Source organism: Enterocloster citroniae (assembly GCF_040545455.1).
Taxonomy (GTDB): Bacteria; Bacillota; Clostridia; order Lachnospirales; family Lachnospiraceae; genus Enterocloster; species Enterocloster citroniae.
In genome coordinates this window covers 54938-75923 of sequence record NZ_JBEPLZ010000018.1, presented here as the reverse complement: position 1 = coordinate 75923, position 20986 = coordinate 54938, and the positions used below count along the sequence as shown (strand labels likewise).

Below are 20986 nucleotides of genomic sequence, written 5' to 3'. Positions count from 1 at the left end.
GGAATCATCACTTGTCTTTGGCTGCCTCCAGCCAATCCATGGCTGCCCGGTACTGTTCTTTTGAAAAGGTGAGTTTTCCTTTGCAGAGATCAAAGAACCCCTCCTCCTTTAACTGCCGGATGGTCCGGTTCAGGGTCTTTACATTGACGCCGATCTCCTCCTGGAGCATCTGGCGGGTGCGTCCCACGGTGATGGCCTTTGGGGGATGGGCGCTGTCCATGCCGTTCTGCCTTCCATAGCGGACCATATAATCCAGAAGAAGGTAGGAGGGCGGATAAAAGAGCTTGGCCCCGTTATTATAGGAGGAGCGGTAGAGCTTAAATGCCGTGTGCCTGGCAGTGAGGCGCAGGATGTTCATGTCTTCTGCCAGCCAGCGCTCCGCATCCCTGCGGCTGATATAGGCGACCACATTGTCGGTTACCGCCTCGATTGTCACCGAGGTCCGTTCCATCCGGGCAAGTATGGTTACCTCGCCGATAAAGTCAATGGCCTTGTTGCCCTCTATCATGTATACATTTCCATTTTCAAATTCATTGATCACGCGGTTCTCGCCCAGGACGACAATTCCAAAATATCCCAATTCCATATCCTTTTGATGTATGATGGAACCTGCCGGATGGGTCCTCACCGTACACCGGTTTCGTATATCCTCAGGCATATTTTTCGTGTATTCCTTCAAGGCAGGAACCTGTTCCTCCAATTGGGTCAGTGTCATTGGTATTCCCTCAATTCCTTATTGTGCACTCCCGAGAGCACACTATTTAGTCACTCCGCTTCCATACAGCGTTCCCGGTCACAGCGGACAGGGACACCTATTAGTATAACATCAGGGAAATTTTAAAATCAATGCAAATTTTCGTTAAAAGTGCTCATTTGTCCTTTTTTTAGAAAGGCGTTTTGGCTAAAATACTCAATACAAGGTGATTGTAACAGCCGGCGGGGTGAAAAAAGCCGGCTGGAAAGGAGGGGCTCTTATGAGCGGCAAGAAAAAAGAAACATATGTGTATGGTTCCCTGAAGGAACGGTTTGCAGTGGAATGGAAGATTTTCGCCCTGGCATTTGTATTTATCCTGATCGCGGATAATATTGGTCAGGTGAAGATCCCGGTGGGAAAAGGGATGTTTATCCTGTTTCCGATTTTTTATGCCATTATACTGGGGGTGTTAAGCGGTCCTCAGGTGCTTAAGATCGTAAACAGCAAGCAGGTGAAGGCAGCCTCCAAACTGGTGGTTGTGGGTATCTGCCCCTTTATCGCAAAGCTGGGGATCACGGCAGGGGCAAATATCGATACCATCCTTCAGTCAGGCCCGGTGCTTTTGCTCCACGGGTTCGGCAACCTGTTAGGCCCGCTGCTGGCACTGCCCATTGCCATTCTCCTGGGAATGAAGCGGGAGGCCATCGGAGCATGTCATTCCATTAACAGGGAGTATCACATGGCGCTGGTCAACAATATTTATGGTCCTGATTCGGCCGAGGCCAGAGGCAGCCTGTCTATCTACATTGTTGGCGGAATGGTGGGAACCATTTACTTTGGACTTATGGCTTCCGTAATCGGCATGACAGGTTGGTTCCATCCCCAGGCTCTGGGGCTGGCATCCGGTGTGGGGGCCGGCATTATGATGGCAAGCTCCAGTGCAAGCCTGTGCGCCATCTATCCTTCCTGGGCCGAGACTATCTCAGCCATGGCCAGTGTGGGGGAGACCATTGCGGGAATTACGGGTATGTATATCACAATGCTGATTGCCATCCCCATGACGGATAAGCTTTACCGGATACTGGAGCCAAAACTGGGGAGGTTTGCACTTAAGAGCAAGGAAATAAAGGAGGAGACGGTATGAGATACATAGAATGGCTTGTATTGTTTGTCATAGCAGCGTGCGGAACAGGTCTTGCCAATTTGATCGGTTACGGTGTGGGATTTGGTGATTCCATCCCGGGTCTGGTGGTGCTTATTGTGATTTCCATGGTGGCGGTGGTCCTTACCAAGGTCCTTCCCCTGAAGCTTCCCATTGTGGCCTACTGCTCCATCATCGGACTTTTAAGCGCTTCACCTATTTCACCGGTGAGGGAATTTGTGATCCAGGCAGCGGCCAACATTAATTTTACAGCTCCCTTTACCATGGTGGGCGCCTTTGCCGGTCTGGCCATCAGCGACCAGTTAAAGACATTTATCAGCCAGGGCTGGAAGATCCTGATCGTGGGAATCTTTGTTATGACGGGAACATTTCTGGGGTCCTGTCTCTGGGACCAGATGCTGCTGACCCTGGCAGGCGTGATCTGATGTTGTACGAACATCATGTCACCGGAAAATGTAATAGGATGCCATAGAAATGATATGAGGAGAGAATAGAATGCAGACATGTGATTTGTTGATAAAAGACAGCACTGTGTTGATAAAATCTGATGTTATAAGCAGACATGCGGATATTGCAGTTTCAGATGGCAGGATTCTGGAAGTGGGGCCGGATCTGGGGAAAATGTACCAGGCGGCCGAGACTTTGTGCGGAAAGGGAAAACTGTTTATGCCCGGGCTTATTGACAGCCATATGCACACCGGACAGCAGCTGTTAAAGGGACAGGTGCTGGATGCAAAGCCCATTATCTGGACCAGGATCATGCTTCCCTTTGAGAGCACTCTGACGCCCGGGAAAATGCGTCTTAGCGCCCAGGCGGCAGCCCTTGAGATGATCAAATGCGGAACGGCCGGATTCATCGATGCAGGCAGCTACTATATGGAGGACGCAGCAGATGTCTACGGCCGGAGCGGGCTGAGAGGGGCGCTGTCCTACTCCACCATGGATGAGGAAGGGCTGCCGGATTCCATTGCCATGGACGCGGACGAGGCGGTGCGCCGCACCGATTCCCTGTACGACAGGTTCCACGGCAGGGATAACCTGAAGGTATACTATTCCCTCAGGGCCTTGAATTCCTGTTCCAACCGTCTGGTGGAACTGGAGGCAGCCCATGCAAGGGAGCGGGGGACCATGCTTCAGGCTCATATGAATGAGTATATGGGGGAAATAAACGGCATTATGAACCGGGAGGGTATGCGCCCTTATGAATACCTGGAAAAAATGCAGGTGCTGGGGCCTAATTTCCTGGGCGCCCACAGCCTGATCCTTTCCGAGCAGGAAAAGACCCTGGTGATGGAGAGGGGGGTAAAGACATGCCACTGCCCCTTCAGCAACTGCGGCAAGGCGGTGCCGGATACGCCCCAGCTGTTGGAAATGGGCATCCCGGTGGGGCTGGGTACGGACGGCGCGGCCCACGGAGGGCTGAGCCTGTGGAATGAAATGAAGATATTCCGCTCTGTCATGAACATTTATCACGGAGTGCCAAACGGAAATCCAAAAGTGATGCCGGCTGAAACCATACTCAGGATCGTGCTGGAGGGCGGCGCGGCGGCGCTGGATGAGGAGGGCAGTCTTGGACGGCTGGAACCGGGTTATAAAGCAGATATCATAGGCATTAATTTGGATCAGCCCCATCTCATCCCCACCGGCAATGTGATCCATACCCTGTTGGAATGTGTCAACGCAGGGGATGTGTGGGATATGATCGTAAACGGAAGGATCCTTATGAAGGACAGGGAGGTCTTATCCCTGGATGAAGAGCGGATCCTCTACGAATCAAGAAAATATATGGAGTCTTTGGACGTATAAAACATTATGGAAATAACAGCCGGTGACCTTTGGCGCCGGCAGAGGAGAGAGCAAGGAGGTTAACTGGGTCATGGGATTTTGGCTGATTGTTGTGGCAGCGAACCTGGTGGTAGGCGCATTTGTAGGATTGACGGGAGTGGCGGGTTTTTTACTGCCCATTGTGTACACAGGGCCGCTGGCCATGGGAGTGACAGAGGGGCTGGCATTAAGCTTTGCGGCCTTTATTGTGTCGGGAGCCCTGGGCTCGGTAAACTATAACAGGGCAGGAAATCTGGATATCCCCTTTGGAATCCGCCTGAGTCTGGGAAGCCTTGTGGGAGCCATCCTGGGAGTGAAGCTGAATCTGGTCATTCCGGAATCCGTGGTTAAGATCCTTCTGTATATGGTGGTGCTCTTATCCGGCATCTCCATTCTCCTGAGAAAGGATAAAAAGGCAAAAGACGGGAAAACGGGCTATGTGATCTCAGAACACCTGGCAGCCACATTGGTGTTAGGCTTTGTTACAGGCGCCATCTGCGCCCTGTCCGGGGCGGGCGGTCCGGTTTTGGTCATGCCCCTTCTGGTGGTCCTGGGAATCGGCATAAGGACGGCTGTGGGCGTGTCCCTGTTTAATTCCGTGTTTATCGGTATACCTGCCTGTATCGGTTATATGATGCAGTGCAATATAAAATCCCTTTTGCCTGTGATGGCGGCAGCCCTGGTGTTCCACGCAGTGGGGGTGGTCTACGGCAGCAGGAATGCGGTCAGGATCAATCAGGTTGTTTTAAAAAAAGGAATCGCAGTATTTTCCATATTGATTGCCATATGGAAACTATCTTCCCAGTTATTGTGAATTTCATCACGGATATGGCCATATCCCAGATAAGAATTTGCCTACAACCAGACAGGAGCAGATCGCTCCTGTTTTTTGTGTTTGCGCCGTCCCCGGCAGGGCAGCCTCCGCAGGTGCGCTGTGACGCGCCTGGTATTTATAGGATTTTTATATGAAACGGAAAATGACTTATGGCTTTTTAATATGTATGTCTGATATTTTATAGAAACAGAACAAAAAACTTAGTAAGAGTGTCGGGGATGCGGCGCCGGGATACCATGGCCCTAAAGATACCTTTACCAGGTCAAAAAGATAAAATGATCCAGGTTAAATCCACAGAACTGAAAAAAGGTGATATTGTATATGTAAAGGACTTAGAATGGCCTGGATGCGGACCGGATGCCCGCCGGGAGGCAGATCGATGTAAGGAGGGACCCAAATGGAAAAGGAATGGGACGGCAGGCCTGACCCGGAGCTTCTGCTCAGGCAGAATTTCCCGGACAGCAATAACAAAGGCAGGGGAAAACTGAAGATATTTTTCGGGTATGCGGCCGGCGTGGGGAAAACATTTGCCATGCTGGAAGCTGCGCGCCAGGAAAAGGCAGGAGGAAGGGATGTGGTGGTGGGCTACATTGAACCACATGACAGGCCGGATACCCTGGCCCTTTTGGATGGGCTGGAGCTGCTGACTCCAAAATATGTGGAATATAAAGGCATAACCCTGCGGGAATTCGACCTGGACGGGGTTTTGATCCGGCATCCTGACCTGGTACTGGTGGATGAGCTGGCCCATACCAACGCCCAGGGATGCCGGCATAAAAAGCGGTATCAGGACGTGACGGAACTTCTGGACGCGGGGATCAATGTGTATACCACGGTCAATGTCCAGCATCTGGAGAGCCTGCACGATATTGTGGCCTCCATTACCCATGTCCGGGTCAATGAGCGCATACCGGACCGGGTCTTTGACAATGCGGCCCAGGTGGAGCTTGTGGATATTGGACCCGAGGAACTGCGCCAGCGCCTGGAGGAGGGAAAGATATACCACAGGGAGCAGGCTGACCGGGCAAGCATCAGTTTCTTTACAGCACAAAACCTGTCCGCCCTTCGTGAGATTGCCTTAAGGCGCACGGCGGACCGGGTAAACCGGGAGGTGATCAGGGAGCGGGACGCGGCCGGAAAGGATTATTTTACAGGGGAGCACGTGCTGGTCTGCCTGTCGCCCTCGCCCACCAATGCAAAGGTGATCAGGACAGCTGCCCGGATGGCCAGTGCCTTTCATGCAGACTTTACCGCGGTCCTGGTGGAGACAGAACACCTAAAAAAGGAACATGTCAGGATAAGCCGGAGCATGGAGGCCAATATAAACCTGGCAAAGCAGTTCAGGGCCAATGTGATCACGCTGTACGGGGATGATATTGTGGAACAGGTGGCCTCCTATGCCAGGCAGAACGGCATTTCCAAGATCGTCATAGGGAGGACTGTGAGGACGCGCCACAGTATATTTGCAAAGCCCACGCTGATCGACCGTCTGATCAAGGCGGTCCCCAACATGGATATTTATGTGATTCCTGATGCCTCGGCAAGGGAACGCAAACGAAATGGGGGAACAGAGCAAAAACGCAGAGTAGGGTCAGATCTTTTAAAAACCGCATTGGTCATGGCGTTTTGTACCGCCATGTCCCTTATTTTGGATCATTACCAGCTGGGAATCATCAATGCGGCTATGATCTATATGATGGGCACCATACTGTCCGCTTACCTTACCAGGGCGGGATGGTGCGGTCTTCTGGCATCGGTGGCATCGGTGCTGCTGTTTAATTTCTTTTTTACCGAGCCACGTTACACCCTACAGGCGGATGCGTCCATCTATCCATTTACCTTTGCGGCCATGCTGGTCTGTGCCCTGGTGACCAGTTCCATGGCGTCCAGGCTGAAGCGGGAAGCTGCAAAGGGGGAGGCGGAGTCCAGGTATATGCAGATTCTCTTTGATATTAACCGTAACCTCCGTAAAGGCTCCACCGGGGAGGAAATATTGGATATATGCGGAACCTTGGTGCGTAATCTGTTAAAGCGCAACATAGTGATCTATGATACCAGGGAGGGCAGGACGGACAGGATGAAGATATATCCTGCTTCGGAGAATGAGGATTCGGCAAGGCTCACATCCCTGTTTAAACAGCAGAGTGAGGCAGCGGTTGCCTTCTGGGTCTATAAGAACCGGCATAAGGCGGGAGCAACAACGGATACCCTTCCCGGAGCCCAGGCCCGCTATACGCCTGTGTACAAGGACGATAGGGTGTATGCGGTGATTGGAGTGGAAATGAAGGGAGGGGATACCATTCAGCCCAATGACAAAAATGTGCTTAATATCATTGCCGAGGAGACATCCTACAGGCTGGGAGATATGAAGGAAGGATGCCCTCGGTAGACAAAGGGTGCGCGCCCCTGTCGGCCGGGAATCGTATTTGCACTTAATTTATGTGATGTTCCAAGTGATGCATGGAATCTTTACGGCCATATGCAGTATCCTTAAGTTAGAACAAGGAGGAATCTGAAATGGCTGCTAAACTGCTCTTAAAACTCAAGGGTCCTTTGGAACATAAAATAGATTGTTTCTGTCAGCGTTTTCCGCTGTTTTCCAGTGTGTGCATTCAGCTGGCTGCGGCAATATCCATGATCTGCGTGGTGGGATCCATCGCCATGGCGGGAGGTTCAGTCATCTGGCTGTTTTATAAACTGTTTGGGGTCATGTGATGGCAGGAACTGAAACGGGAACGAAATGGAGACTGGAACGGGGACTGAAAAAGAACTGGGATAATTATATTTGACAGGACAAGGATTTACAGATATATTGTATGTATGGAACAGGGGTATAAAGATATCTTTATAGAATCTTTATATCCTGTTTGTACATTCTCCCTAGTTTCTTTATATGGTTTTCTTTTACAATAAAAGTGGGAACCTATCATAGAAAGGGGGAAATATTATGTTATTCCATCAATCAAAGGGCGTTATTATAGTAGGCTGCAGCCCCTTTGGCGCGGCCCTGGCCAATACCTTATATCATAGAGGTCACAAGGTGGTGGTGCTTGACAAGGACAGGGAGAGCTTTCGGTATCTGCCTGAGGAGTTTGGCGGGTCTGAGCTGGAGGGGGATCCCACCGATCCAAGGGTGTTAAAAGAGGCGGGGATCGAGCGGGCCGGGATGATTATAGCGGCAACCCAGGATGATAATTCCAATCTCCTCATTTCTCAGATAGCCAGCAGCATTTTCCAGGTGGGGCGTGTGTATGCGAGGCTGGATGATACCAGCAGATGCCGTCTGATCACTGACATGCCCATTCAGCCCATCAGCCTTTATAACCTGTCGGCAGATGACTACAAGGATCTAGCTGATTCTGTGAGCCGGGAGGTGGCTGTATGAGGATTGCAGTGACCGGAGGAAATGAATATACGGAGTTTTTTCTGGGGATCCTGGCAGCTGGCAAGAACCGGGTGACGGTGATTGACCGGGATAAGGAATTCTGCGAGCGGGTATGCGGCGCCTATGATGTAGATGCCATATTGGGCGATCCCTGTCAGGAATGTGTGCTGGAGGAAGCCGGAATAAGAAATTTTGACGTGATCGTGGCTTTGGGACCGGAAGATACGGATAATTTTGAGATATGCCAGATGGGCAAGAAGATATTCGGCATCCGTAAGACCCTATGCCTTGTGAGAAACCCAAGAAACGTGGAACTATTTGAAAAATTGGGAGTTGATCAGGCAGTGAACATACCCGTGATCATAGCCGGAATGCTGTAGGGCGTATTTGGCCGCTGACGGCAGCATAAAGACAGAAAAGGATAGGACTATGTTTGACCACTGGGAAAAAATACTTGATTTTGTAAAGGCGTGTGTGAAGATTACCCTTATCTGGGTATTTTCAACCATATTGACGATCGTGCTGGACAGCTGCGGGATCAGGGCGGAGAACCTTTTGCTGATCTACCTGGTAGGGGTGCTGATCAGCATTTTGGCAACAGGAAGCCTGGCATGGTCCCTGTGCGCGGCTGTGGTTTTTACCTTTACCTTTAACTATCTGTTTACGGAACCAAAGCTGACTTTCCACATGGATGACCTGAACTATGTGATATCATCCGTCATATTTGTGGCAGTGGCCGCAATTGTGGCCACCCTGGTGGTAAAGCTTCAAAAGCAGATGCAGATCGCCAACAAGAAGACAGAGATAACAGCCAAGTTAAATGAGATCGGAAGCGGTTTTTTAAACCTGTCCGGATATCAGCAGATCAAGGACTACAGCGAGGCCAGTCTTGCCAACCTGATCGGCAAACGCGTGACGGTCCTTCTCAAGGAGGATGAAAGCAAGGAATTTTCCAATTCCATGGCGGAGTGGTGCTACAGGCAGTCCATCCCCTGCGGCCACGGGGAGTGCCAGTTCCCGGATGACAACGGACTTTATATACCCATCAGAAACCGGGAAAAGACATACGGGGTCATCATTTTCGACTGCGCGGGCTGGACCTTAAATGAAGAAGAAAAAATATACGTGGACACGGTGATTTCCCAGATCACCCTTGTGATAGAGAGGGAGCTTTTAAGCAGGGAAAAGGAGGAGTCCAGGATACAAATGGAGCGGGAGCGGCTTAAGAGTACCCTGCTCAGAAGCGTTTCCCATGATCTGAGGACGCCGTTGACCGGGATCAGCGGAAGCTCCGGGTTCCTGTATGAGAATCTGGAGATCATGGACACGTCCACCATCAGGAGTATGTTAAAGGATATCTGCACGGATTCGGAGTGGCTCAGTTCCATGGTGGAGAACCTGCTTAACATGACAAGGATCCAGGAGGGACGTCTGGATATCAATAAGAAAAAAGAGGTGGTGGATGATATTGTGTCATCCGCAGTCCGTTTGGTCTCAAAGCGGATCGGAAACCATACCTTAAGGACCAGGACACCGGACGATATCCTGCTTTTTTCCGTGGATGGCAGGCTGTTTATACAGGTCCTGGTGAACTTGCTGGACAATGCCTTCCGCCATTCAGGGGACGGCACGGTTGTCACACTCAGCGTGGGCGTGGAGGACGGAAACCTGAAGTTTGTGGTGGCGGATGACGGCAAGGGACTGCCCCAGGACAAGATAAACCAGATATTTGATAATTTTTTTACCACCGCCTATGAAAAGGGCGACCGCCAGAGAGGGGTGGGACTGGGACTTACCATCTGCAAGGCCATTGTGGAAGCCCAGGGAGGCACCATCCAGGCGTATAACAGCAGCCAGGGCGGCGCGGTTTTTGAAATCAGAATGCCATTGGAGGATAAGAAGGATGAATGATACCACGATACTGGTTATTGAGGATGACAAGACCATCCAGAATTTTATGAAGATATCCCTGAGGACCAGAGGATACTCCTATATTCTGGCAGATAACGGCCTGTCCGGTATTTCTCTTTTTTATGCCAACCATCCGGACCTTATCCTGCTGGACCTGGGACTGCCGGACATCGATGGCATGGAGGTGTTAAAACAGATCAGGCAGCAATCCAACACACCGATCATTGTTGTGTCCGCCAGGGGACAGGAGCGGGAAAAGATCAGCGCCCTGGACCAGGGGGCTGATGATTATGTGACAAAGCCCTTCAGTGCAGAGGAGCTGCTGGCCAGGATAAGGGTGGGGCTGAGGCATAAGAATTCCTTTGTAAGCAGACAGGACCAGGAGTTTGTGCTGGACTATTTCAGGATGGATCTTGAGAAGAGGAAGGTGTATGTCCATGACCAGGAGATCCACCTTACCCCCCTGGAGTACAAGATGATGGTGCTTTTGGTGAACAACAGCGGCAAGGTGCTGACCCACCACTATATCCAACAGGAGGTGTGGGGCTATGACACAACGGACGATTACCAGTCCCTGCGTGTATTCATGGCCAATATCAGGCGGAAAATTGAGGACAATACGGCCAATCCCCGCTTTATCCTCACCGAGGTGGGCGTGGGCTACCGGTTTGTGGATGAATAAAACCCCAAGGGCGTGGATTTGGTATCCATGCCCTTTTTTAGGAATGTTTTGCGGGCCGGTTTTCCATTTCCATAAAAATTCTCTTGAAAAAATACAGTAAAGTGATTAAACTGTTACCATGAAGTTATTATATGAAGAAACGCTGGACGGAATATCTGTCCAGCGTTGTTATGGTTTGGATGGAATTGTACAGATTCCTGACACGATAGAGGGAAAGCCGGTGACAGGGCTGGCATCCTATCTTTTTTCTGAGACAGTCAGGGGGCGCCAGGTGCCTCCTTCTGTGTATGAGGGCGAGCCGGAAATCTGCGGCAGCCAGGTGAAGGAACTGACGCTGCCCGTGCACGTAAAGAGGATAGGGGCATATGCCTTTTACAACTGTTCCGGCTTAAGAAAGCTTTCCTGCCACAGCACCATAGCGGATTGGGGGGCAGGTGTATTCACAGGATGCAGCGGGATCACAAGTCTCAGTATCCAGGTGGCGGAAAACTGCAAATCCTGTCTCAGGGAGATCCTGTCAGAGCTGCGCCAGACACTGGATGTGGATTACAGGGACGGAGCGGGGAATCTGCTCTGCAGGCTGGTGTTTCCTGAATATTTTGAGGAATCCGTGGAAAATACCCCTGCCCGGATCATTATGAGGCAGATGCACGGCTGCGGCCACCTGTACCGGTACTGCTTTGAGGAGACCCGGTTTCAGGTAGGGGAGTATGACAAACTGTTTCCCCATGTGGTGGTCCAGGAACTTCCCGGACTTGTGACGCGCCTGGCCCTGTACCGTCTGTACCGGCCCTGGGGGCTTAAGGAGGAGGCGGCCCGGGGATACCGGGAGTATGTGGCAGCCCATGCAGAGGAAGCAGCGGCCGGTCTCTTTGAACGGGGTGAGCGGGACATCCTGGGATGGCTGGCCCGGGAACCGTACATGAATGAGGCGGCTCTTAGGGCAATGCTAAAAGCAGCGGCCCGCTCCGGCGATGCAGGTGACGCGGCCCTGCTCATGGATGTAAAACACAAAAGATTCGGTCATGTGCCGTCAAAGGCCAGGACGTTTGAATTATAAAAGGAGGAAAAACATGGCTAAAAAAACAAAAGCACAGGAACTTAGGGAAGAACTCACGTGGTCATTTCCACACATTGCAAAGGACGCGCCGGAGCAGGTGGAAAAGGCCTTTGGATATTGCGAGGGTTATAAGGCATTCCTGGACGGTGGTAAAACAGAGCGTGAATGTGTGAAAGCAGGGATCAAAATGCTTAAAAAGGCAGGCTATAAACCTTTTGACAGAAAGGCGTCCTACGAGCCGGGAGATAAGGTGTATTATGTCAATCGGGGCAAGGCGCTGATCGCCACCACCTTTGGCAGGAAGCCTCTTACAGAAGGGGTCAGGATCAACGGGGCCCATATAGATTCCCCGCGCCTGGATCTAAAACCCAATCCCTTGTATGAAAAGGAAGAGATTGCATATTTTAAAACCCACTATTACGGCGGGATCCGCAAATACCAGTGGGGGACCATCCCTCTTGCCATCCACGGCGTTGTGGTAAAGAAGAACGGTGAAACCGTAGAGGTATGTATTGGAGAGAAGGAATCGGATCCCGTGTTCTGTGTCACCGACCTGTTGCCCCACCTTTCCGCAAAGCAGAATGAAAGGCCCTTAAAGGACGGGCTTAAAGGGGAGGAGTTAAACATTGTGGTGGGCTCCCTGCCGTTTCAGGACGAGGAGATCAAGGAGCCATTTAAGCTTCTGGCCCTGTCCCTGCTGAACGAGCGTTACGGCATAACGGAAAAGGACTTTTTCCGGGCCGAACTGGAACTGGTTCCGGCGGTAAAGGCCAGGGATGTGGGACTGGACGCCAGCATGATCGGAGCTTACGGACAGGACGACCGCGTATGCGCATATACTGCACTGACCGCGGAGATCGATGCCAAAAAGCCGGCCCATACCACCATAACCATACTGACAGACAAGGAGGAGACAGGTTCGGACGGCAATACCGGACTGAATTCCGACTATGTGCTTCATTACATAGAAGACCTTGCCGACCAGGCCGGAGTAAAGGTGAGGGATATCCTGCGTAATTCCCTGTGCCTTTCCTCGGATGTAAACGCTGCCTATGACCCCACATTCCCTGATGTTTACGAGAGCCGGAACTCCAGCTATGTGAATAAGGGCTGCGTCCTGACCAAATACACAGGCGCCAGGGGGAAGTCAGGCTCCAATGACGCCAGCGCTGAAGTCATGGCAAAGGTCATATCCATGATGGAGCAGGAAGGGGTGTACTGGCAGGCCGGGGAACTGGGCGCGGTAGATGCGGGAGGAGGCGGGACCATCGCCAAGTTCGTAGCCCATATGAATGTGGATACCGTGGACCTTGGGGTTCCCATTTTGTCCATGCACTCGCCCTTTGAGCTTGCGTCCAAATTGGATGTTTACAACACCTACAAGGCATTCAGGGCATTCTACAAATAACAACCTTAAATTTTCATGAAATTGATGGAAACACTTTTTTTTCCCACACAGGTATGGTATAACTATGTACAGCGCACGCCCGGAAAAGCACATGTTTTTTATGGTATGAATACTGGGAATATAAGGGTTTTCACAAGGATGCGTAAAACGAGTAAAAGAAAAGGGAAATGTAAGATGAAAAAAATAGCATTGATATGTTTATGTACAATGACGGCCTTGTCACTTCTGACAGGCTGTTCTAACAGCACAGGCAGCGGAAATGAAAATCTGGGATCTGTGGAGCTGGGAGAATACAAAGGCGTTAAGGTGAACATGCCTTCTGTGATCGTAACAGACGCGGAGGTGGAATCCAGGATCAATCAGGTTCTGAGCCAGAATCCGTCCGAGGAGGAATTGGACCGCCCGGCCCAGGAAGGCGATGTGGTCAATATCGATTATGTGGGCAAGCAGGATGGCGTGGAATTTGCCGGGGGTACAGATACCGGATATGACCTGACACTTGGTTCCGGAAGATTCATCGAAGGGTTTGAGGATGGATTGATCGGAGCAAAGAAAGGGGATAAGAAGGAGTTGAACCTGACGTTCCCGGAAACTTATTCAGAGGAAACCCTGGCCGGCAAGCCGGTGGTATTTGAGGTCACTGTCAACGCAGTGAAGGAGAAAAAGGACGCTGTGCTGGATGACGCATTTGTACAGAGGGTTTCCGATTACAAGACAGTGGACGAGTATAAGGAGAGCATTAAGGCGGACCTCTTAAAGCAGAAGCAGCAGTCCGCAGACCTTCAGGTTCAGCAGTCCGTGCTGCAGCAGGTAGTGGAGAGTTCCACGTTCAAGCTGAATAAGACTGCCCTGTCCAGGCGCTATAACACAAGGATCAAACAGTACGAAGAACAGGCAAAGATGTATGGAAGCAGCCTGTCCCACATGGCCCAGGCCAATGGTATGGATGTACCAGGACTCCAGGAAGCGATCTATGCTTCTGTGAAGGATGATGTGCGGAACCAGCTGGTCATCAATACGGTTGCTGAGCGCGAGGGCATTGTGCTGGAGGATGCAGACCGCCAGGCATTTGCAGAGAGCAACGGACAGGATGTGGAGGATGCTGTTGCATATTACGGCCAGGAGACCTTTGACGAGATGGCGCTGAATTATAAGGTGATGAAGTTTATGGCTGACAATGCTTCCAACGTGGCTGAAACCACAGAGACGGAGACATCCGCGGCAGAGACAGCAGCCGGGGCAACAGCAGCAGAAGAGACTACGGCAGCAAAATAAACGGGAGCGAATTGTGAGGAGGGGACATACATGCAGATTTTAAAGGACAGGATACGAAAGGACGGCAAGATCAAGGCCGGAAACGTACTGAAAGTAGACAGCTTCTTAAACCACCAGATGGACATTAAGCTGTTTGGAGAGATTGGCAGGGAGTTTAAGCGCAGATTTGCCGATGTGCCGGTGACAAAGATTTTGACCATTGAGGCGTCCGGCATCGGCATTGCATGTATTGTGGCCCAGTATTTTGATGTGCCGGTTGTATTTGCCAAGAAGACGCAGACCAAGAACATTGCCGGGGAAGTGTATACCACCAAGGTGGAATCCTTTACCCACGGGCGCGTGTATGATATCATCGTATCCAGGGAATTCCTGGGTCCTGGGGATAAGGTACTGCTGATTGATGATTTCCTGGCCAATGGAAAGGCACTGGAAGGTCTGGCAGCCCTTGTAAGGGATTCGGGCGCGGAGTTGGTAGGAGCTGGCATTGTAATTGAAAAAGGTTTCCAGGTAGGCGGCGATCTGCTGCGTTCCGAGGGGATCAGGCTGGAGTCCCTGGCAATTGTAGAGAGCATGGATGAGGAGACACAGACGATTGTGTTCAGAGATGATGAGTAATAAGACAAAAGCATTATTTTTCGATATTGACGGAACCCTCCTGTCTGAAAAGACAGGGGAGGTGCCGGAAAGTGCAAAACAGGCGGTCAAAGAAGCCAGGTCAAAAGGGCATCTGGTTTTTATCAATACAGGCAGGGTCTACCCCCATACATGGCAGATACGTTCAGAGATCGAGGTTGACGGCTGTCTGTGCGGGTGCGGCACGTATGTCCTTGCAGAGGGAAGGGTGCTTTACTATTACCATATTCCCAGGGAGCGCGGCATCCGCATTAAAAAGGACATTGACGAGTGCGGTCTGGACGGAGCCTTGGAAGGTGTGGACGGCTGTTATTTCCACAGAACCATCTCAAGGATGCCGCGGGTGGAGGAACTAAAAGCAGCACTCAGGGAAGCGGGATGCGCCGGCAGGTATGACTGGGAAGATGACTGCTATGATTTCTCCAAATTTTACCTTGCGTCTGACGGGAACAGCCGGTGTATGGAATTATTTGGACGTCTTAAGGATATAGAGGTCATTGACAGGGGGGATGGATATTATGAGTGTGTCCCCAGAGGCCATTCTAAGGCCACTGCCATGGATCAGGTACTGAAACACTACGGTATTTCCAAGGATGATGCCTATGTGTTTGGGGATAGCAGCAATGATCTGTCCATGTTCCAATACGCAACCAACTGTGTGCTTATGGGACAGCACAGTGAGGTACTGGTCCCCTATGCCACATTCGAGACAAAGGATGTGGAGGAAGATGGTATCGCTTATGCAATGAAAGAGTTAGGCATTATATAGAAAGAGCTGACCGGATGAAGAGAAAGACTTGGATGATAAGCGCCCTGATGTATGCTATGGTATTCATGGCATGCTTCGGGGTTTTGCATTTTATGAAAAAGGTAATGGAACCACCGGGACCTGTACAGGTGGCGGGGACCGAGCCCATAGAGGAGCCTTCAGACAGCCCCCGTGGTACCCGGGAAGATACGGGCGAGCCTGTACCGGCTGCCACGGACTCTGAGGCTGAAAAAGAGGAGACAGTGGAGCGGGAGGGGGGATACACGGGATGGAAGAAGGAGTTCCCTTCTGTTTGGACCCCGCCCCAGGAAACCGAGGTGCCCTACGTTCCGCCGGATGTGATCCTTGCAACGGATCTCCACTATCAGAGTGCCCTGACAGATGACGGAGGGGAGGCGTTCCAGCTTTTTGTGGAGCGCAGTGACGGAAAGGTTATCCGGTATCTGCCCCAGCTTTTGGAGGCATTTCTGGACGAGGTGATAGAAGAAAAGCCTGCCGCGCTGGTGCTCAGCGGTGACATCACCATGAACGGGGAAAAGGTCAACCATCAGGAATTGGCTGATCGGTTAAAGCGGGTACAGGACGCGGGCGTACAGGTGCTGGTGATTCCCGGCAACCATGATATCAATAACGGGAATGCGGCGGTATATTACGGGGCGGAAAAAGCAGCAGCCCCATCCATTGACGGACCTGAGTTTTATGATATTTACCACGAGTACGGCTATGACCAGGCATTAAGCCGTGACAGTGATTCCCTGAGCTATGTCTATGCCCTGGATGAGAGAAACTGGCTGTTGATGCTGGATTCCTGCCAGTATGAGCCGGATAACAAGGTGGAGGGCAGGATCAAGGATACGACCATGGCCTGGATGGATGAGCAGCTTGCCAAAGCCGGTGAGGAAGGAATATTTGTGGTTCCCATTGCCCATCACAATCTTCTGGCCCAGAGCCGGATGTACACAACCCAGTGCGCCATGGATAACAATCAGGATGTGATCCAACTTCTGCAGAAATACAGGCTGCCCTTGTTTTTCAGCGGCCACCTGCATGTACAGCGGGTGCGCAAATACAAGGCGGAACCGGGAGTCCCGGAAGCAGCTTACGGCATACAGGAGATCATCACAGACGCGCTGAGTATCCCTCCCTGCCAATATGGGCACATCATATGGGAGGAGGACGGAAGCATATCCTATGAGACCAGGTCTGTGGATGTGTCTGCCTGGGCCAGGAGAACGGGGATTGATAACCCGGATCTTCTGGATTTTGAGGACTGGTCCTTCCGCTACATACAAAAGCTGATCAGCGATCAGATACGGGGAGTGGTAAAAAACCTGGGGAATGATGTGGAGCGCTCCATGGCAGCCACCTATGCAGGCGTGTACATTGACTATTATGCCGGGCGCAAAATTGACGCAAAAGGGATTAAGGGAACCAGAGGATACCGGTGGTGGGAGCGCAATATGCCGGACAGCTACCTTCTCAGGGAATTGAACGCCATGATCGCGGATTCGGACAGGGATAATAATTATTTCCTTCTCCCGGAGGAACAGGGATGGTTTCTGGATTAGGATAAAATATACGGTGAAAATACATGGCAATTCCGCCCCTCCTGAGCCTTGTGGCTGTTTTTGTTGTGTGTTAGAATAAATGTAAGAAATTGTTAGCTCAAGAAGATTCTGAGAGTACACATACACTAAAGGAGGAACCGGCCATGAGAAAGTTTGACTGGAAAAATGTCTTAAAGCGCGGTGCAGCCCTTGCCCTGGCGTTTATGATAGCAGTATCCGTGCCGTCCTACGGTGCGGCAGCCGCACAGGCAGCGGTTCCTTCAGGAGCCGGCCGCCCGGGAATAAAAAAGCAGCTGCCCGATGCAGCGGACTATTCCCAAAGGCCCTATGAGCATTATTCCACCCAGGTCATTGACCAGGCCATGGAGGATTTTGAAAAGGCCTGCCAGACCGAGGGACAGGAGGAGGAAGTGCTCCGCCTGTACGACCTGATCATCAGTGAGTTTGACCGCCTGGCCACCATGACATATATGGCCCAGATTGAATATGACAAAGACGTGTCCAATGAGGCAGCTGCCCAGGAGCAGGCATATACCACGGATCTGTATGCAGAGCTGGGGGACAAGGCCGCATCCTGTATCAGCAGAGGGCTTGCCACTTCCTATGCCAATGCTCTGGAAGACAGGATCGGCGGGGAATATGTGTCCATGGTGGAGTATTACCAGGAGGACTCACAGGAGAGACAGGAACTGGATAAAAAGGAGCAGGAGCTGCTTCGCCAGTATGACCAGCTGGCGGCGGATGACATAACAGTGGAGTATAATGGACAGCAGTGGAATTACCAGCGCCTGGAGACAGAGGAAGATCTAAGCACCGACACATACCGCGACATACTGAAAGAGCTGAGCCGGGAAAAGAACAGGATCCTGGGAAATAAGTTTATGGAGCTGGTTCAGGTCCGTGACCAGATAGCCGGGGTATCAGGATACGACAACTATGCGGAATACGCATACAATGCGGTATATGGGCGTGATTATACCATGGAGGACGCAAAAAAGCTGTGCGGGAATGTGAAGGACACCATTGTTCCGCTCAATGATGATATGTGGTATCTGGACGTGGATTATGCTTCCTATGACAGCCTGGATGAGCTGGAGAGCAGTTCCGCAGAGGACATGTTTAATGCGGTGGGGCCTGCCTTGGTGAGGACCCAGCCGGAACTGGGGGAAATATTCCAGTATATGCGGGATAACCATCTGTATGATATCCAGGCCGGGGCAGAGGGGGAGGACCGCGCGGACAGCAGTTATACCGTGGCTCTTCCCAGTTATAAAGATGCATTTATCTTTATCAACCGCAGCAATACCTTCAGGGATTACCAGTCCCTGATCCATGAATTCGGCCATTTCAGCAGCTACTATTACAACGCGGGGCCTGAATTATATCAGGGGTTTAACGTGGATGTGTGCGAGATACAGTCCCAGGGGCTGGAACTTCTTGTTACAAGACAGGCGGAGAGCATGCTGGGGGAAGGGGCTGAGGCCTATGTATTCGAGACACTTACGGATATGCTCTATGTAACCATCACAGCCTGCATGTTCCAGGAATTTGAGGAGGCCGTATACAGGAATCCGGATATGACCCTGGAGGAGATGAACCGCAAGTTTAAGGAGATCCAGGATTCCTATGACGGATGGTACTACCGGGTATATGGGGATGAATGCTATGAATGGGTGGACATCCCCCATCTGTTCCACAGCCCCATGTACTATATCGGTTATGGAACCTCGGCCCTTTCCGCTCTTGACCTGTGGGTACTGTCCGGTGATGACTGGGATCTGGCAGTGGACACATACATGGGAATTCTTCATGAAGGTATGGATGCACCCTATAAAGGAACCATCAGCAAGTGGGGAATGAGGGATGTATTCGACCAACCGCAGATGGAAGACCTGGCCCGGGATATCCGAAGCATACAGGGCCTGGCCGATGGGTCAGAGGTCCAGCCGGGGGAAGAACTGCCCCAGGAAAGCGATGGCTATGATACCAACACCGCCCTCCAGGGACAGCGGATGCTCTCAGCGGTAATGATCCTGCTCCTGGGAGTGGGGGCCGTGATCGTGCTTCAGGTTATGATCCTGTGCGTTGGAGTTGTTGTCTTGTGGGTTTTGGTGAAGGGGAGGAAGGAAAAGGATTAATTACTTCAGATTCCGATATTCCAAAGGAGTCTGACCAGTTGTTTTTTTAAAGATGCGGTTAAAATAGTAGCTGTTGGTATATCCAACCATCTGGGCCACCTCATAGATTTTCAGGTTATTTTCCCGGAGAAGGGATTGAGCGTTCCTTATCCTGACCTTGGTAAGGTAAGCCCCAATACTCATTCCCGTATACTGGGTGAATAGAACACCAAAATAGGCTGGACTCAGATGGACATAGTCTGCAAGTGCCTTTACATTAATATTCTGAAAATAGTTTTTTTCAATATACTGTTTTCCAATGCGTACGGAGAGAGGACAATTTCCCTGACGGCTTATGTCTAAGTAACAGGATAAGTCATCTATGATTCCATCCAGCCATTGAACCGCGGCAGAATCAGTGGACAGATCGGAAACCTGCTCCAGGGTACGGATGCTGTGGGGAAGTACGGTGTGAATGTCGATGCCATATCCTTTGAAGTATTTGAGAATACAGGCATAAACATGCAGTGTAAATATAAAACAGGCGGTTCCTTCCTTTACACCAGAGTGGTCCCTGAATTGAACATCACTGGCAGAATCTTCTGCCAGTGTGGACAACATGCGGAAGGTTTCAGGCAGCTGGCCACAAACATTAGTTTGAGATAGGATGCTGCGAATGTGAATATCGATCAGTTTCCCATTGGTAAAGGAAGCGATTTCTTCGATATAGGGGAAATTCATGTAAGTATAGATTGATGCTATGTTTTCGGAGTCTATGGATCCAAGGAATAAAGCGGTTCTGGCCTGCGCATATGAAGCAGGAATATTGGAACTGGAATTTATAATGCTCCCGATGCCTGCTGCAGGATGTATGTTCAAATAGGTTTCAAGCATTTGCAGCAGGGTATCAGTCTGCTGATTAATGGAGGTGGGAGAAAAATCACCTTGGGCAGAGGGTGATATCAGTATACACAACTCGTCTTTTTCCACAAGAAAACAATGGCCCGTGAATCTGTCGGCAATGATCTCTTCAGTGATACTGACCGCTGATGAAGATAAAATCTCCGAAGGCGGAGAGGGTTTGGCAGGAGAAAAGGGGGCCAATTTAACCAATATGCAGCAGATGAAGGCAGGATCCAGCTGTATTTGAAGAATGTCCTTTAGTTGAAGGAATAGGGCATCTGCTTCACCGCCTAGGGAGAGCAGATCCCGCAGAAATTTTTGCCTTAGAAAAGAAAGGCTTTTAGCCAAGCAATCAGCCTCTTTGCTTTCTGTTGGAACAATATGTATTTTCTCTCTGATCTGCAATAGGGTTTCCAACAGGACATTTTCGGTCACTCTCATTTTTAGCAGATAATCACAGGCACCCAAAAGCATAGCTTCTTTAACCAGGTCAAAATCATTGTAGCTGCTCAGTACTACCACCTTGGTAGGATAGTTACGTCTGCGGATTTCCCGTATTAATTCTAAACCATCCATTTCCGGCATTTTAATATCAGTGATAACCACGTCAGGGATATTTTTTTCCATGATAGATAGGGCTGCAACTCCATTGGCCGCTTCTCCGATCAAATCAATTTGATTATTTTCCCAGTCAATAATTGACTTTAACCCTACCCGTACTACCATCTCATCATCTACAATTAAAACTTTCATTTTATCA

Annotated in this window: 19 protein-coding genes; 17 read left to right on the top strand and 2 right to left on the bottom strand. The window is 50.7% G+C overall.

Annotated elements, in window-relative coordinates; all coding sequences use genetic code 11:
• Window positions 1-7: 7 nt before the first annotated feature.
• Window positions 8-715 carry a Crp/Fnr family transcriptional regulator gene (locus ABID13_RS20040; protein ID WP_007865905.1) on the bottom strand — a complete coding sequence of 236 codons (708 nt, stop codon included), beginning with the start codon at window positions 713-715 and terminating at the stop codon, window positions 8-10.
• A 259-nt stretch (window positions 716-974) separates the two neighbouring features.
• Here ABID13_RS20040 and ABID13_RS20035 point away from each other — a divergent pair, with 259 nt between their 5' ends.
• From ABID13_RS20035 to ABID13_RS19955, 17 genes are all read left to right on the top strand, one after another.
• The gene (locus tag ABID13_RS20035; protein WP_048930009.1) at window positions 975-1838 is read left to right on the top strand and encodes a DUF3100 domain-containing protein; all 864 of its coding nucleotides are present in this window, start codon (window positions 975-977) and stop codon (window positions 1836-1838) included.
• Window positions 1835-2281, top strand: coding sequence for a hypothetical protein (locus tag ABID13_RS20030; RefSeq protein ID WP_007865912.1), 447 nt, complete (start codon window positions 1835-1837; stop codon window positions 2279-2281). Before ABID13_RS20035 ends, ABID13_RS20030 begins: the two co-directional genes overlap by 4 nt.
• Window positions 2282-2351: 70 nt before the next feature.
• Window positions 2352-3662: an amidohydrolase family protein gene (locus ABID13_RS20025; RefSeq protein WP_007865915.1), complete on the top strand. Its 1311-nt coding sequence runs from the start codon at window positions 2352-2354 to the stop codon at window positions 3660-3662.
• Between the two features lie 70 nt (window positions 3663-3732).
• Window positions 3733-4494 carry a sulfite exporter TauE/SafE family protein gene (locus tag ABID13_RS20020; protein ID WP_007865917.1) on the top strand — a complete coding sequence of 254 codons (762 nt, stop codon included), beginning with the start codon at window positions 3733-3735 and terminating at the stop codon, window positions 4492-4494.
• Window positions 4495-4912: 418 nt separating this feature from the next.
• Window positions 4913-6904 (top strand): DUF4118 domain-containing protein, encoded by a 1992-nt coding sequence (locus tag ABID13_RS20015; protein ID WP_048930008.1) that lies wholly within the window; start codon window positions 4913-4915, stop codon window positions 6902-6904.
• A 128-nt stretch (window positions 6905-7032) separates the two neighbouring features.
• Window positions 7033-7230 (top strand): hypothetical protein, encoded by a 198-nt coding sequence (locus ABID13_RS20010; protein ID WP_045093584.1) that lies wholly within the window; start codon window positions 7033-7035, stop codon window positions 7228-7230.
• 232 nt (window positions 7231-7462) lie between these two features.
• A complete protein-coding gene (locus ABID13_RS20005) occupies window positions 7463-7900 on the top strand; it encodes a potassium channel family protein (protein ID WP_007865927.1) in 438 nt (145 codons plus the stop codon).
• Window positions 7897-8280 (top strand): potassium channel family protein, encoded by a 384-nt coding sequence (locus ABID13_RS20000; protein ID WP_007865930.1) that lies wholly within the window; start codon window positions 7897-7899, stop codon window positions 8278-8280. The genes ABID13_RS20005 and ABID13_RS20000 overlap by 4 nt, the downstream gene beginning before the upstream one ends.
• A 49-nt stretch (window positions 8281-8329) precedes the next feature.
• Complete coding sequence (locus tag ABID13_RS19995) at window positions 8330-9811, top strand: ATP-binding protein (RefSeq protein WP_007865933.1); 1482 nt, start codon at window positions 8330-8332, stop codon at window positions 9809-9811.
• Complete coding sequence (locus ABID13_RS19990) at window positions 9804-10493, top strand: response regulator (RefSeq protein WP_007865934.1); 690 nt, start codon at window positions 9804-9806, stop codon at window positions 10491-10493. The genes ABID13_RS19995 and ABID13_RS19990 overlap by 8 nt, the downstream gene beginning before the upstream one ends.
• Before the next feature lie 118 nt (window positions 10494-10611).
• The gene (locus ABID13_RS19985) at window positions 10612-11553 is read left to right on the top strand and encodes a leucine-rich repeat protein (RefSeq protein ID WP_045093582.1); all 942 of its coding nucleotides are present in this window, start codon (window positions 10612-10614) and stop codon (window positions 11551-11553) included.
• Window positions 11554-11566: 13 nt separating this feature from the next.
• Window positions 11567-12961, top strand: a complete 1395-nt coding sequence (locus tag ABID13_RS19980) for an aminopeptidase (RefSeq protein WP_007865969.1) — start codon at window positions 11567-11569, stop codon at window positions 12959-12961.
• Window positions 12962-13135: 174 nt separating this feature from the next.
• Window positions 13136-14236, top strand: coding sequence for a trigger factor (gene tig / locus ABID13_RS19975; RefSeq protein ID WP_048930007.1), 1101 nt, complete (start codon window positions 13136-13138; stop codon window positions 14234-14236).
• A 30-nt stretch (window positions 14237-14266) separates the two neighbouring features.
• A complete protein-coding gene (locus ABID13_RS19970) occupies window positions 14267-14851 on the top strand; it encodes a xanthine phosphoribosyltransferase (RefSeq protein WP_007865972.1) in 585 nt (194 codons plus the stop codon).
• Window positions 14829-15638 (top strand): HAD family hydrolase, encoded by an 810-nt coding sequence (locus tag ABID13_RS19965; RefSeq protein WP_007865975.1) that lies wholly within the window; start codon window positions 14829-14831, stop codon window positions 15636-15638. Before ABID13_RS19970 ends, ABID13_RS19965 begins: the two co-directional genes overlap by 23 nt.
• Window positions 15639-15652: 14 nt before the next feature.
• Window positions 15653-17206: a metallophosphoesterase gene (locus tag ABID13_RS19960; RefSeq protein WP_045093580.1), complete on the top strand. Its 1554-nt coding sequence runs from the start codon at window positions 15653-15655 to the stop codon at window positions 17204-17206.
• Window positions 17207-17349: 143 nt separating this feature from the next.
• On the top strand, window positions 17350-19344 hold the full coding sequence (locus tag ABID13_RS19955; protein WP_048930006.1) for a gluzincin family metallopeptidase: 1995 nt from the start codon (window positions 17350-17352) through the stop codon (window positions 19342-19344).
• On the opposite strand, the gene ABID13_RS19950 is transcribed toward ABID13_RS19955, so the two are convergent.
• Window positions 19345-20979 carry a response regulator gene (locus tag ABID13_RS19950; protein ID WP_156200090.1) on the bottom strand — a complete coding sequence of 545 codons (1635 nt, stop codon included), beginning with the start codon at window positions 20977-20979 and terminating at the stop codon, window positions 19345-19347.
• Window positions 20980-20986 lie beyond the last annotated feature (7 nt).